We start from the raw sequence: 13,096 nt of genomic DNA, 5'->3' as shown, positions 1-13,096 counted from the left end.
CCTTCACCTGGTGGTGAAGCGGGCGATGCCGGCCTGGGCGGTGCCCGACTTCTCCACCTGCTTGGCCGCCTCGGTCTCGGCCGCGAAGGCGCGCTCGACCTGCTCGCGGGACGGGCGCAGAAGGTCGAGGTGGACGGCCGTCGCCGTGCCCGGGGCGCTCCAGTGGCGGACGCGGGCGATGGCCGCCTCCAGCAGGCTCTCCTGGGCGACGATCTCGTCCAGCAGGCCCATGGCCAGGGCGTCCTCGGCGCTCATGCGGGCCGAGTCGAGCACCAGTCGCAGCGCCCTGGCGCCGACCAGGCGGGGGAGCAGGTAGCTGGAGGCGTTCGAGATCGACAGCCCAATGTGGTTCTCAGGGAAGAAGTACTCGGCCGCCGGGGTGCCGATGCGAGCGTCGAAGCAGAGCGTCCATTCCGCGGCGCCGCCGACGGCCAGGCCGTTGATCGCGGCCACGACCGGGACCCGCGTCTCCAGCACGGCCCTGGTCATGTCGTGGAACGACTCCACCTCCGCCACCAGCGACTGTCCCACGGCCTCGTGGAGGTCCTCACCGGCCGAGAACGCCCGGCCGGTGCCGGTGACGACGATGCCCCTGGTGTCGCGGCCGAGCGCGCGCACCTCCGCCGCCAGTCGCCTGCGCATGGCGGCGGTCAGGGCGTTCAGCTTCTCCGGACGCGTGAGCGTGACCACGGCCACCTCGTCGCGTTCCGTCACCTCGATCATGAGCGTTCCCTTTCGACGGGGATGGCGGGGGCGGTCCGCTGGTCGCGGTCCTGGTTCAGCAGATGACGCTTTTCGATGCGGGCCGACGGGGTCAGCGAGAAACCCTCGACGAACTCCACATACGCCGGGATCTTGAAACGGGCCAGGCGTCGCCTGGCGTGCTCGATCACGCTCATGGCCGTGCTCGGCTCCGGGGCGTGGCCGGGGCGGAGCTGGATGAACGCCTTGGGCAACTCGCCGAACAACTCGTCGGGGATGGGCACCAGGGCCGCCTGCAGGACGGCCGGGTGCTGGGTGAGCACGCTCTCCACTTCGGCGCACGAGATGTTCTCGCCGCCCCTGCGCACCATGTCCTTCAACCGCCCGGCGTGGCGGATGTATCCGGCGGCGTCGCGGACGCCCAGGTCGCCGGTGTGGTACCAGCCGCCTCTGAACGCGTGGGCGGTGGCCTCCGGGTGGTTCCAGTAGCCCTTCATCATGGGGACGCCCCTGACCAGGATCTCGCCGCTCTCCTCGTCCAGCGTGACCTCCTTGCCCGGATACGCCGGGCCCATGGCGCCGGTGCCGACCGTCTCCACCGCCTCGATGGGGACCCCGAGGTCGGGGCCCGTCTCGGTGGAGCCGTAGAGCTCGCGCCAGGGCGCGCCCCAGCGTTCCTCGAACGTCCGGTGCAGGTCGGGCCGGATGCCCGAGCAGAGCACGAGCCGCATCCGGTTGTCGCGGTCCCGGGGGTGGGGCGGCTGCTTGTGCATCAGCAGGGGCATGGTGCCGAGCACGTACGTGAGCGTCGCGCCGTGCTCCCTGGCCGAGGCCCAGAAGCCGGAGGCGGAGAAGCGGGGCAGGACCACCAGGGGGATGCCGCCCATGAGGCACATGAGGGTGGCCCACTGCGGGTCCATGTAGGAGTAGGCCTGGGCGATGAGCATGACGTCGTCGTCGCGGAGCCTGGCCTGGCCGGCGATGAGGCGGGCGGTGGTGAGCCAGTAGTCGTGGGTGAGCATGCAGGCTTTGGGGAAGCCGGTCGTCCCCGACGTGTACTGAAAATTCGCGACGTCGTTCGTGACATCGTGGGTGCGGTTCGGGACGGTTGTGTCCGACGACAACGAGTCGACGTCGTACACCGTCCCCGGGACGTGCTCCAGATCGGTGGCGGTCACGGTGGCGACGGCGCCCGAGTCCCGCAGGACGTGCTCCAGGTCGGCGGCCCGGTAGCGCATGTTCACCGGCACGGTGATCGCGCCGGCCTTGAGGATCCCGAGCCAGGTCAGCGGCCATCCGGGCACGTTGTCCAGCATGACCGCGACCCGGTCGCCCGGCCGGACGCCCCGGTCGATCAGGGCGCCGGCCAGCCGGTCGGAGCGGGCGTCGGCTTCGCCGAAGGTGATGGAGGTGTCGGGGAATCTGAGGAACTCGCGCCGGCCGTAGGTGCTAGCGGCGTGCCTCAGCAGGTCGGGGATCGTTGCGTGCATCCGGCGGCTCCCACGGGAAGTCGGGCAGCAGGGACGGATCATGCCTCGCCACGGCCCCGGCGGTGGCGGGGGCGCGGACGGCGGCCAGGCCGATCGTGACGAACTCGGCGCACACCTGCTCCAGCGTGGAGTCCCCGTCGGGGCGATACCACTCGCTGGTGCCGGTGCACATGGACATCAGGGCGAGCCGGGTCAGCTTCTGGTCGGCGACGCGGAACGTGCCCTCGGCGACGCCGTCGGCGATGGCCCGCTTCCAGTGCTCCTCGTAGGCGTCGCGCAGGGCGATGATCTCGGTGTGGGCGGCGGAGCCGGGCGTGAGGGAGCGTAGTTCGCCGTCCATCACGCGGGTGGTCATGGGGCTGAGGGCGTGCACGGCGGTCAGTGAGCTGATCAGCAGGGACAGGCGGTCGAGGGGGCGGTGGTGGGGGTGGAGCATGCGTTCGACGGCGTCGATCAGGTTCCGCTGGGCGACGCGCATGAGGTCGGCGAGCAGGGCCTCTTTGCTCGACACATGGTGATAAATCCCGGCATTGGTCATGTTGACCGCTTTGCCGAGGTCCCTGATGCTCGTGGCGGCGTACCCCTGCCGGGCGAACAGCAGCACCGCCGCCGTTCTGATGCGCTCGCCGGCGTCCACGTCGCGGTCCGCAAGGTCTGTGATCATTGTCCCTACCGAACGTTCGGTCGCGCCCTACGTCCCGAAAAATACCCCAGGTCATCAGAAACCGCCATAGGTTGACCCTGACACCGTGTCAGCCCCTACACCTGGAGAGGTCATGTTCAGCATCGGAGACTTCGCCCGGCTGGGGCTGGTGTCGGTACGCATGCTCCGTCACTACGACGCCATCGGCCTGCTGCGTCCCGCGCAGGTGGACCCGGTCACCGGCTACCGCTCGTATCAGGCCGCGCAGCTCTCCCGGCTCAACCGCATCGTCGCGATCAAGGACCTGGGCTTCACGCTGGAGCAGGTCAGCACGATCCTCGACGAGAAGGTGAGCGCCGAAGAACTGCACGGCATGGTCCGCCTGCGCCGCGCCCAGCTGGAGGCCCAGATCAGCGCCGACCTGGCGCGGCTGCGAGGCGTCGAGACGCGGTTGCGCACCATCGAAACTGAGGGACGTCTGGGGGCGGCGGAGGTCGTCCTCAAGAGCGTGAGCCCGGTCAGGGTCGCCGAGCTCAGCGCGCGGGCGGCCAGCTACGAGGCCGAGGACATCGGTCCGGTCATCGGCCCGCTGTTCGGGGAGCTCTGCCGGAGAGTGGAGGCGGCCGGCGTACGGGTGACGGGCCCAGGGGTCGCCTACTACGAGGAGGAGGACGACGGCTCGGTCATGGTGCACGCCTGCCTGCCCGCTGCCGCAGACTCCGGCGACTTCACCATCGTCGACCTGCCGCGCATCGACACGGCGGCCACGATCATCCACCAGGGTGCCATGGAGGCGGCGGGGCCGACGTTCCAGGCGCTGGCCCACTGGATCGAGGAGAACGGCTTCCGCGCGCTCGACCTGGCCAGGGAAGTTTCCCTGCACTGCCCGGACAACCGCGACGAATGGGTGACGGAGCTGCAGATCGCGGTGACGCCCGCATGACGGGCATCGCGCCGCGCTGGATCGAGGTGGCGCCGGCATGACTGAAAGGCATCACGTCGCGCCGGATCGAGGTGGCATCGGCGCGATGGACGAGCTCGAAGGCCATCGCGTAGCGCTGACCGGCTACTGCTACCGCATGCTCGGCTCGGGGTTCGAGGCCGAGGACGCGGTGCAGGAGACGTTCGTCCGGGCGTGGCGCACGTACGACGCCGAACGCGGCCCGCTCCGCCCGTGGCTGTTCCACCTGGCCACCAACATCTGCCTCGACATGCTCAGAACCCCGCAGCGCCGCGCCCGCGCCATGGACCTCGGACCGGCCGCCGTCCCCGGCGCCGACCTGGGCGTCCCGCTCCCGTCCGAGCGCTGGATCCAGCCCATCCCCGACGCCCGCGCCCTCGACCCCGCGGACGTGTCGGTCGCCAAGGAGACGATCCGGCTGGCGTTCGTGGCGGCCCTGCAACACCTGCAGCCCCGCCAGCGGGCCGTCCTCATCCTGCGCGACGTCCTCAAGTGGACCGCAGCCGAGACGGCCACCCTCCTGTCCACCACGACCACCTCGGTCAACAGCACCCTCCAACGCGCCAGGGCTAAACTCCCCGCCACGCCGCCTTCGACGGGCGAGGTGGACGAGACTCTGCTCGCCCGCTACGTGACCGCCTTCGAACGCTACGACGTGGACACGCTCGTGTCCCTGCTGCACGAGGACGCGACATCGTCGATGCCGCCGTTCACGTGGTGGCTGCGCGGCCGCGAGAACATCCGCGCGGTCCTACTCGCCTCCGGCGGGCCATGCCAGGGCTCCCGGCTCGTGCCGACGCGCGCCAACGGCTGCCCCGCCTTCGGCCAGTACCAGGACGGGCAGGCTTTCGCCCTGGTCGTCATGGAGATCGAGGACCACCTCATCACCGGCCAGACGACCTACCTCGACCCCGGCCTGTTCCCGCTTTTCGGATTGCCGATGAGTTTCGCCCCCGCACTCCGTACTGAGTGATGAAGGAGGACAACAACATGCCCAAAATCCTGGAATTTCCGGAACGTCACTACATCGGAGTGCGCGCCACCATCACCATGACCACCTTCGGCATCGTCGGAGACCGCATCGGCGAGCTGATCGGCCGGCTCGCCGCCCGCGGCGTCGCCCCCGCCGGAGCGCCGTTCTTCAGATACGAATCGATCGACATGCCGGGCGACCGGCTGGTGGTCCAAGCGGGAGTGCCGGTGGCCGAGCCGATGGAGGGCGAGGACGACGTCTTCGCCGCCACCCTCCCCGCCGGCCGCTACGTCACCGTCTCCCACCACGGCCACCCGGACGGCCTGTTCGAGGTCATCGACGCCATGCTGAAGTGGGCCGAGAAGGAGGGCCTGACGTGGGACATGACGTCCGAGGACGGCGTTGAGCACTGGGGCTGCCGTCTGGAGCTCTACAACACCAACCCGCAGGTCGAGCCCGACATGAACAACTGGGACACCGACCTGCAGTTCCGCCTGGCCTGACCGTCCCACGCTTGGACGTCTCACGGCTGATACCACCAAACTTGGTTGTCTCAATCGGCGCGTTAATGGGCCATGGATGAGCGATGGTCTCAGCCGTGAGACCATCGCTCCCCCTTACGTCCAGGCGTGGAGCAACTCCTCAGGGGTAACGTGGGTGACCCCATGAACGTCGCAGCCACTCCGTGACACCACATAAAGCGGCGTGGCGGCGTCGGCGCCCGGAATCTTGCTGCGGTGAACGATGAGTTCGCTCAGATCATGCTGATCGAAAGGTCGGCTTTCGAGCCATTTCACCGAGCCCACCATCGTGATCTCTTTCGCGACCGGCTCCCGATCGGCGCCCACGAGGTCGACCTCTGGATCGTTGGTTCGTGTCCAGTATCCGCCGATCGCCCCGGTAGCCTCGGGCAGCCCGTCCATCCGACGCAGGGACTCGCGGATGACGGGCTCCACCGCGGTGCCTCGCCATGCCGTCCATGAACGCTTGATACGCCGTAGCGTGAGATCGCCGCGCCCGCGTTCGATCTCCGGCATGCCCGGCTCGATGAAGGAGAGCCAGAACCCCAAGTGGCTGTCCGTGATGTGATAACGGCGGTCCTTCGACGGACGGGTGGACAGCGGAACCTCAGCCGTGACCAGGCGCTTTTCCGTGAGAATCTGCAGGCCGCGCTGAACTGACGTGCCGGGCATCCCCCCAGATGCCTTGGCGATGGAGGAGAAGGTGCGTTGCCCTGAACCGATTGTCTTCAGCAGGGTTCTGGCCTGTGCCTCGGGTGGGAACTCCGCCGCGACGGTACGTTCTCCGCTCACCGCCAGCGTTGACGTCGGGTCGGGGACGGTGGCGCTGAGGAAGTCCCACGCGGTGGCGCCATCCGGCCATTCGTCCAAGATCATCGGAAAGCCGCCCGTGATCAGGTAAGCGTCGATCGCTTCAGCTGCGGGCAGACCGAGTTTCTGGGCCACGTCGGCGGGGGTGAGCGGATGTATCACCATCTCCGAGGCCCGCATGTAGAACGGGCGATCGTACTGGTTGATCGCTTCCATGACGGACAGATCGGAACCGATCAGTATGAGCAGCATCGGCCGACGGGAGAATTCGCGGTCGAACAGGCGCTGCAGCTTGCCTTCGAGATGCAGATCCTCGGCGATCATGAAGGGTAGCTCATCCAGGACCACGATGCTGGGCTTGTCTTGGGGAACTGCCTGGGCCAGCAATCCGAGCGCGCTGTCCCAGGAGCCTGGGGTTTCGGTCTCGAAAAGGGACGCGTCGGGCAGATTCGAGGCCGAGACGTCCGCGATGAAGCGCTCAATCTGGTCGGCGCGCGACTCGCGGGCAGCCGTGAAGAACACGCTGGGCACTCCGCTGCGGTGAATGAACTCTTCGGCCAGACGTGACTTCCCTACCCGGCGACGGCCCCGCATGAGGATGGCACGGCCCGGGCGATCACCTGTGCCCACGCGGGCGAAGTAGCGGCCGAGTGCGGCCAGTTCACGTTGGCGTCCGATGAACCCATCCATGCATACCTCCAATACGTCCAAATTTGGTTGTAACATTTGTGGGACAACCAGAATTGGATGTCTTATGCCTCAACCGTGAGACCATCCTCCCTTTGTGGGGTCTCTCCGATGGAGCGGCTGGGTAAGGCTGCGAAACATCAGCCATCGGCCACCCACCCGGCCGCCAGGATGACGCCGATCAACCGCTTCGTCGCACCCCTTGTCGAAGCGATGGCGGCCGGTAAGATCATCGCATTCTTACCGAACCCTGGTTAGCCGCCCGCCGATACCGCTCCGGCCCGCGGCGGCCGTGATCGTCCTGCTCCTCGTTGGGCTGCTCGGCGGTGAGGAGGGGCCGCGCCTTCCTTACCGGCCGCCTTACGACGTCAACTGCTCCGCGTGGACCGAGCGGAACCGTGGGTACGGCGACACACGCATGGAGGATCGGGAGCGGGCTTTCCTGTGCATGGTACGGGACGCGGGTGGGCCGATATTCCCTGACAACGAGTCCGACCAGGCCCTCCTGGCGTCCGGCAAGGCATTGTGCGCCATACCGGCGTGGCAGAGAACCGACCAATGGCTGCGCAGCGAGGACTGGACGATCAACCTGCGCGGGCTGGACAGCGCGCTGGTGTTCCTGTGCCCCGACGCCGTCGGAGGCTCGGACCTGGCGCCCTCGGACGAGCAGATGGTCGAGGACGAGGCCGACTACATCGCCGCGAGCAACGCCTCATGCCGTGACCCATGGCCCAAGGCACGGGCCCGCAAGCAGAGGACGGCCGACCATGCAGCCGGGTGGCGAGGAGGGAGCCGGTCGGGCGCTGCCCAACCTGGCGATCAAAGGGCCGGGGCACTACCGGGTGCGGGCCTACGCGCGGGCCGACGAGGACGCCGTCGGCATACTGCCCGCCGAGTGGCATCTGATCGTGGTCTATCCCGGACGGTCCAAGAAGGAAGTCGTCTATCGGTCCCGTGACTGACAGGATCCGATCCCGCCGCCCGCGCGGCATGAGCGATTCCCCGAAGATGGTGCGAACGATTGAAAAGCCACTACGCCCAGGCGTTGAGCAACTCCTCAGGGGTGACGTGGGTGACCCCGTGAACGTCGCAGCCGCTGCGCGACACCGCATAGAGCGGCGTGGAGCTGTCAGCCCCTGGCAACTTGGAGCGGTGGACGATGAGCTCGCTCAGATCGTGATGGTCGAAGGGCCGGCTTTCGAGCCACTTCACGGAGCCCACCATTGTGATGCGCTTTCCGATAGGTTCGCGATCAGTGCCTACAAGATCGATCTCGGGATCGTTGGTCCTTGTCCAGTAGCTACCGATCGCGCCTGTGGATTCGGGAAGGTCGTCGATGCGCCGGAGCGATTCCCGGATGAGGGGCTCGATGGCGATCCCTCGCCAGGATGTCCAGCGCCGGCGGATCCGCTCGATGACCTTGTCCGCTCGACCACGTTCGACGTCAGTCAGATGTGCGGAGATGAACGGGATCCAGAAGCGCACATGCGAGTCGACGACGTGATACCGCGACTCGCGAGAGGGGCGGGTCGACAGCGGATGCTCCAAAGCGATCATGCGCTTCTCCAGAAGCAGTTGCAGCGCGCGATTCATTGACGCACGGGCGATGCCCTGGGTGGCGGCGGCGATATTGGCATGCGAGCGACTGCCCGAACCGATGGCACCCAGCACCTGGCGGGCCAGTGCGTCGGGTGGGAACTCGGCGGCGAAAGCGCGTTCGCCGCTGACGATCAGAGCCGAGAGCGGATTCGCCACGGCCTGTTCAAGGTAATCCCAAAGCGAACCGCCCTTGGGCCACTCCTCGCAGATCATCGGTAGCCCGCCGGAGACCAGATGCGCGTCGAACGCCTCGGCCGCAGGCAGGTCGAGCGCCTGCCCGACGTCATATGGGGTGAGGGGATTGATGAGGAAGTCAGCGGCCCGCTGGTAGAAGGGGCGGTCATACGTGTTGATCGCCTCCATCATGGACAGGTCGGAGCCGATGAGGAGCAGCAGGACGGGGCGTCTGGAGAACTCCCTGTCGAAGAGCTTCTGGAGAACACCTTCGAGGGAAGGATCACCCTTGATCATGTAGGGCAGTTCATCGATGACCACAATGCTGGGAGACTGCTCGGGGATGGCGCGGGCCAGCAGGGTGAGGGCGTCGTGCCACGACTGCGGTTGCTTGTTGTCGAAGGCGGAGACGTCGGGCAGGCTCGACGAGCGGACTTCCTCGGTGAACGTGCGGATCTCCTCGCCGAGGGCTCGGCCGGTTGCGGTGTAGTACACGTGCGGCAATCCGGATCGCCGGATGAACTCCTCGGCCAGCCTTGACTTGCCCACACGCCGGCGGCCTCGGATGAGCAGCGCGCGACCGGGGCGATCGAACCGGCTCCGGTCCGTCTTCTCGAGGACCCGCGTCAAGACCGCCATCTCGCGGCGCCTGCCGATGAACGGTTCCATCCACCCTCCTCATGGTCTCAACGATGAGACTAGCGCGGACGGTTGGTATCAGGAGTCTGTCTTGGTGGCCTGCTTCGCTCGAATGGTCTCAGCCATGAGACCAACGCTTGGGTCGAGGCCGCGATGGTTCCGGCGAGCGGCCCGTCTGTTGAGCATCGATGCCGCCCGCTGACGGAACCGACTGTGCCGGGGCGTCCCCAGCCCTCATGGCCGAGCAATGCGAGCTGCTTCCCTGGCGTAGATCAACAGAATCAGTTATTCTCATAGAACATCAGTTCGAAAGTGGTGCGAAAGAAGAACGGAAGATCGGTCCTCAGGTGTCGGCCATGACCAGGTAGGCCGAGCGCCGGTGCCAATAAACGCCGACTGTCCAACGGGTTCATGCCTGAACAGACCGTGCAGATCAAGCAACCCAGACCACGTCATGGAGGTTTCGTGATCAGTAGACGTCAGCTCATGCATACGGTTGCGGTCGGCCTGCCGTCTGCCGTGGCAGGCGGTCGTTGTGGTGCCACCTCGGGTGCATGAGGTATCCCGATGGCGGTGATCTGACCGCCGGGAGTAGGTACAGATGCAGGCGGCCGACCGCTTGGTCCAAGGCGCCACGGACGCCCAGGTGGCAACGCCCACGAGCTTGATCCGGTCGAAGGCGTGTGGGCGCACATGAAGAAGAGCCTGGTCAACCTCGCCATGCATACCGTCGACCAGTTGATCGCCCTGGTGAAGAACCGGCTTAAACACATGCTGTCCCGACCGGTCCTGATCGGCGGCTTCCTGGCCAAGGCCGGTGGACTTCCAGCTCCATAACTCCAGCCATGAAAGCTGTCTAGCCCACAGTTTCAAGGACATGCACATGTAGTACTCATGTCTTGCGTGGATGATATTGTCCACAGGCGCAGTCTCATTTGCCGACTGTCAGAGTCAGTCGGATCCGAAATAAATGGATCCGGTCCTAGTTTGCAAATGGCACACCTGCGCGAAATTCCTTGTACAAGCCAGAGCGCCATCAGCCACTGACCATGGTTGGGCGCTCGCTAGTCTTATGAGGGAGTAATGGGTTTACACAGTGCACGATTCCTGGTCGTGGTCGGGGCCTGTCTGGCAGTCACGGCGGCGGGTGTCCCCGCTGCGGTGGCCGATGACGAGGCACCGGCTGTCGGCCACGGCTTTCACAGCGGAACCGTCCCGTTGACCACCGCGTACAACGGGGAAACGTATGAACTGAAGGACCCGACCAGGGGCAACATGAGCGGCTATTTGGATGGCCGCAACAGTGCCGGCAGTGTCGAATCGGTGTTGTTCACCGACACGGATAACGAGTGGGGCGACGGAACCAAGTCCGACAAGGCGAGCCAGGCTGTCGATGCGCAGTACGCGGCGACGAAGGCGTGGGACTACTTCGCCAACGTGCACGGGCGGAAAGGTTTCGACGGAGAGGGGCGGGCGCTCAATCTCCACGGGAGAATACCGGGCGTCCCGCTCCCGAATGGCCGCCCTGCCTACCAAAAAGAAAGGGACGACCGGCCTGCCCGGATCACCTACGCCAGTCCGGGCCAGGAAAGAGGGAAAGACGTTCTCTACAAGCAGGTCGATATAGCCACACTGGACCTGGTCGGCGGCGCTTTCGCCATGGGTATAGCGAGCACTGAGGCGGGCCTGCCTAGTTTGGATGATACCCCTGGTCACCCCGAGCTAGAGGAGCCGTATGCGATAGGCGCGGCCACGGCGGACATCTTCGGCACCATGGTCGAGTTCTACGCGAACAACCGGGTCGATCGGCCGGACTACCTCATTGGCGAGCGCTTTACCGCAGGGTTCCCGGCAGGCACGTTCAACGACCCGGTCTCGATGGCCAAGCCTTCGGTTGGTTGCTGGATTACGAAGATCCGGACGGAGAAAGGCCCGGCGCTCCATTTCTTCTACCTGCTCGCAGTCGGCAGCAATCCCACCGAGGGCGAGGCCAGCCCGACCTGCAACGGCATGCCTGTCACCGGCATCGGAAACGACAAGGCAGCGAAGATCTGGTACCGGGCGCTCACCGAATACTTCGCCGAGAAGACCGACTACGCCGCCGCTCGGATCGCGACCCTGAAAGCGGCCGCCGACCTCTACGGCGCGCACAGCCTGGAGTACAACACGGTCAACGCGGCGTGGTCCGCCGTATCGGTCAGCGGCTCAAATCCGATCCCCGGTGGTCAGACGCCATACACGGTCAACCCGGGAGACCAGGACGCCGTTGTGAAGACAGCCGTCAGCTTGCAACTCGCAGCCACCAATCCCGGCGGCCGGCCGTTGACCTACACGGCGGTAGGGCTGCCTCCTGGCCTCACCATCGACGCGGCGTCGGGTCTGATCTCCGGTACGCCGACGAAGACGGGCGACTATCGAGTGACGGTCGGAGTGACCGACACCCTCCACGCCCAAAGCACCACGTGGTTCATGTGGTACGTCGCCTGACCCCGTGACCTAGAGGGTCCGCCAGGTAACCGCGGTGCCGTTTGTGGTCCCTCTTCCTGATCCCGTCTTTCGGCCAAATCAGGAAGAGGATCAATAATTTGTTCGTCACAGAGCGTGTGGGGTTCGGATATTCAGCCACCGCATGAGTGCGCCTGCCGAAATTTCCATCCATGCAGGTCAAGCGGCAGGACCGGTGGGTGGCCTCGCACGCCTGCATCCACGGGAGAAGCCAACCCCGCGATCAAACAGTCCAGGCACGAACACCCAGCTCAGCCTCCCTGGAGGCGAGCCACACCCATGGAGGCATTGTGATCAATAGACGTCAGCTCATGCGTACGGTCGGGGTCGGCCTGCCGGCCGCCGTGCTGGGCGGGACGGTTTCGCGAGTGTCCACTCCGCAAGCGGACCCAGGGACGAAATCGAAAACAGCCGAAGGCTGCGAGCCGCCCGTGTGCACTCCGGGCAGTGGCAAGATCATCCAATGGGGGAAGGCTGCCCCGGCAGTGCCGGAGGCCGGATTGTCGGGAGTAACCGCCGTCTCTGCCGGGGCGTACGCGAACCTGTACAACCTGATGCTCAAGGATGGGCGGGTGGCCATCTGGGGAAGTTTCAACTTCAGCACCCCCATCGAGCAAAGGTTGTCTCGAGTACCTGTTGCGGCGACCAAGGACGTCACGGCGATCGCGACAGCCAGCGCGTATTCCATTGCGCTCAGAGATGGTGGCGTAATCGTCTGGGGCGGTACCTCTGACCTCAATTTAACCCTCCCTGAAGCGGCGAAATCCGGTGTCACCGCAATCGCCGGTGGGAATGGTGGATACGGGGACGGCCTCTTTCTCAAGGATGGCGGCGTCATCCAATGGCATGGACGTGTCGATGTTCCTGACGAAGCGAAGGAGGGTATCGTCGCGATTGCCGCAAGGGCCCATGCTCTTGCGCTGCGGGAGGACGGCCGCGTCATCACGTGGGGGCGTGACCAAGCCGCGAACATGGCGGTGCCCGCCGAAGCGCAGTCCGGTGTCACCAAGATCTCCGCGGGCGCCGGTTTCACCCTCGCCATCAAAAATGGTGGCGTGATCGCATGGGGCGACAACAGCAAGGGACAACTGGAAGTCCCGTACGAGGCACAGTCCGATGTTGTCGCGATCTCCGCCGGGATCGAGGCCAGTATGGCGCTGACCGCCAGCGGCAAGATCGTCACGTGGGCATACAACTTCAACGGGCAAATGGACATCCCCGCTGAGGCGCAGTGCGGGGGGAGCGCCATCTCGTGCGGGCGCATCTGCATGGTGGTGCTGTGACGGAACTCTGGGGCTGAGTCCTCTCGGCCGCGACGAGCGCCTCAGCCGTGATCTGCGAGTTGAATCCATGGCGCGCGAGGCCCAGGGAGCAGGCTTGCTTTGCCGCTCC

At 66.0% G+C, this 13,096-nt stretch carries 12 protein-coding genes; 7 read left to right on the top strand and 5 right to left on the bottom strand.

Annotated features, from left to right (window positions below):
• Positions 1–3: 3 nt before the first annotated feature.
• The 3 genes from ACFOY2_RS25325 to ACFOY2_RS25315 are packed head-to-tail and all read right to left on the bottom strand — an operon-like array spanning position 4 to position 2,856.
• Positions 4–723 carry an enoyl-CoA hydratase/isomerase family protein gene (locus ACFOY2_RS25325; protein ID WP_379530578.1) on the bottom strand — a complete coding sequence of 240 codons (720 nt, stop codon included), beginning with the start codon at positions 721–723 and terminating at the stop codon, positions 4–6.
• A complete protein-coding gene (locus tag ACFOY2_RS25320; protein WP_379530577.1) occupies positions 720–2,192 on the bottom strand; it encodes an AMP-binding protein in 1,473 nt (490 codons plus the stop codon). Before ACFOY2_RS25320 ends, ACFOY2_RS25325 begins: the two co-directional genes overlap by 4 nt.
• Positions 2,152–2,856: a TetR/AcrR family transcriptional regulator gene (locus tag ACFOY2_RS25315; RefSeq protein ID WP_379530576.1), complete on the bottom strand. Its 705-nt coding sequence runs from the start codon at positions 2,854–2,856 to the stop codon at positions 2,152–2,154. The genes ACFOY2_RS25320 and ACFOY2_RS25315 overlap by 41 nt, the downstream gene beginning before the upstream one ends.
• Before the next feature lie 112 nt (positions 2,857–2,968).
• On the opposite strand from ACFOY2_RS25315, the gene ACFOY2_RS25310 reads away from it, so the two are divergent.
• Genes ACFOY2_RS25310 through ACFOY2_RS25300 form a run of 3 tightly spaced genes read left to right on the top strand, consistent with a single transcriptional unit; the run spans position 2,969 to position 5,272 of the window.
• Positions 2,969–3,778: a MerR family transcriptional regulator gene (locus ACFOY2_RS25310; protein ID WP_379530575.1), complete on the top strand. Its 810-nt coding sequence runs from the start codon at positions 2,969–2,971 to the stop codon at positions 3,776–3,778.
• A gap of 37 nt (positions 3,779–3,815) precedes the next feature.
• Positions 3,816–4,769, top strand: a complete 954-nt coding sequence (locus ACFOY2_RS25305; protein ID WP_379530574.1) for an RNA polymerase subunit sigma-70 — start codon at positions 3,816–3,818, stop codon at positions 4,767–4,769.
• A 17-nt stretch (positions 4,770–4,786) separates the two neighbouring features.
• Positions 4,787–5,272: a GyrI-like domain-containing protein gene (locus tag ACFOY2_RS25300; protein WP_379530573.1), complete on the top strand. Its 486-nt coding sequence runs from the start codon at positions 4,787–4,789 to the stop codon at positions 5,270–5,272.
• Between the two features lie 114 nt (positions 5,273–5,386).
• Here the strand turns inward: ACFOY2_RS25300 and ACFOY2_RS25295 are convergent, their stop codons facing one another.
• Complete coding sequence (locus ACFOY2_RS25295) at positions 5,387–6,790, bottom strand: ATP-binding protein (protein WP_379530572.1); 1,404 nt, start codon at positions 6,788–6,790, stop codon at positions 5,387–5,389.
• Between the two features lie 764 nt (positions 6,791–7,554).
• Here ACFOY2_RS25295 and ACFOY2_RS25290 point away from each other — a divergent pair.
• The gene (locus tag ACFOY2_RS25290) at positions 7,555–7,749 is read left to right on the top strand and encodes a hypothetical protein (RefSeq protein WP_379530571.1); all 195 of its coding nucleotides are present in this window, start codon (positions 7,555–7,557) and stop codon (positions 7,747–7,749) included.
• Positions 7,750–7,819: 70 nt separating this feature from the next.
• Here ACFOY2_RS25290 and ACFOY2_RS25285 read toward each other — a convergent pair whose 3' ends face one another.
• Positions 7,820–9,229 carry an ATP-binding protein gene (locus ACFOY2_RS25285; RefSeq protein WP_379530570.1) on the bottom strand — a complete coding sequence of 470 codons (1,410 nt, stop codon included), beginning with the start codon at positions 9,227–9,229 and terminating at the stop codon, positions 7,820–7,822.
• Positions 9,230–9,892: 663 nt separating this feature from the next.
• Between ACFOY2_RS25285 and ACFOY2_RS25280 the strand changes: the two genes are divergently transcribed.
• The 3 genes from ACFOY2_RS25280 (at position 9,893) to ACFOY2_RS25270 (ending at position 12,987) form a co-directional block, all read left to right on the top strand.
• Positions 9,893–10,036 carry a hypothetical protein gene (locus ACFOY2_RS25280; protein ID WP_379530569.1) on the top strand — a complete coding sequence of 48 codons (144 nt, stop codon included), beginning with the start codon at positions 9,893–9,895 and terminating at the stop codon, positions 10,034–10,036.
• A 324-nt stretch (positions 10,037–10,360) separates the two neighbouring features.
• Positions 10,361–11,686 carry a M4 family metallopeptidase gene (locus tag ACFOY2_RS25275; protein ID WP_379530568.1) on the top strand — a complete coding sequence of 442 codons (1,326 nt, stop codon included), beginning with the start codon at positions 10,361–10,363 and terminating at the stop codon, positions 11,684–11,686.
• Between the two features lie 308 nt (positions 11,687–11,994).
• Positions 11,995–12,987, top strand: a complete 993-nt coding sequence (locus ACFOY2_RS25270) for a hypothetical protein (protein ID WP_379530567.1) — start codon at positions 11,995–11,997, stop codon at positions 12,985–12,987.
• Positions 12,988–13,096: the final 109 nt, after the last annotated feature.

It is taken from the genome of Nonomuraea purpurea (assembly GCF_042650645.1).
Classification (GTDB): Bacteria; Actinomycetota; Actinomycetes; order Streptosporangiales; family Streptosporangiaceae; genus Nonomuraea; species Nonomuraea purpurea.
Note: the sequence above shows the minus strand (reverse complement) of the source record. Positions and strands in the feature narration are given on the sequence as shown.

Coding starts and splice junctions, on each gene's coding strand:
- ACFOY2_RS25325 (WP_379530578.1), bottom strand. CDS start 723: ATGATCGAGGTGACGGAACGCGACGAGGTGGCCGTGGTCACGCTCACG.
- ACFOY2_RS25320 (WP_379530577.1), bottom strand. CDS start 2,192: ATGCACGCAACGATCCCCGACCTGCTGAGGCACGCCGCTAGCACCTAC.
- ACFOY2_RS25315 (WP_379530576.1), bottom strand. CDS start 2,856: ATGATCACAGACCTTGCGGACCGCGACGTGGACGCCGGCGAGCGCATC.
- ACFOY2_RS25310 (WP_379530575.1), top strand. CDS start 2,969: ATGTTCAGCATCGGAGACTTCGCCCGGCTGGGGCTGGTGTCGGTACGC.
- ACFOY2_RS25305 (WP_379530574.1), top strand. CDS start 3,816: ATGACTGAAAGGCATCACGTCGCGCCGGATCGAGGTGGCATCGGCGCG.
- ACFOY2_RS25300 (WP_379530573.1), top strand. CDS start 4,787: ATGCCCAAAATCCTGGAATTTCCGGAACGTCACTACATCGGAGTGCGC.
- ACFOY2_RS25295 (WP_379530572.1), bottom strand. CDS start 6,790: ATGGATGGGTTCATCGGACGCCAACGTGAACTGGCCGCACTCGGCCGC.
- ACFOY2_RS25290 (WP_379530571.1), top strand. CDS start 7,555: ATGCAGCCGGGTGGCGAGGAGGGAGCCGGTCGGGCGCTGCCCAACCTG.
- ACFOY2_RS25285 (WP_379530570.1), bottom strand. CDS start 9,229: ATGGAACCGTTCATCGGCAGGCGCCGCGAGATGGCGGTCTTGACGCGG.
- ACFOY2_RS25280 (WP_379530569.1), top strand. CDS start 9,893: ATGAAGAAGAGCCTGGTCAACCTCGCCATGCATACCGTCGACCAGTTG.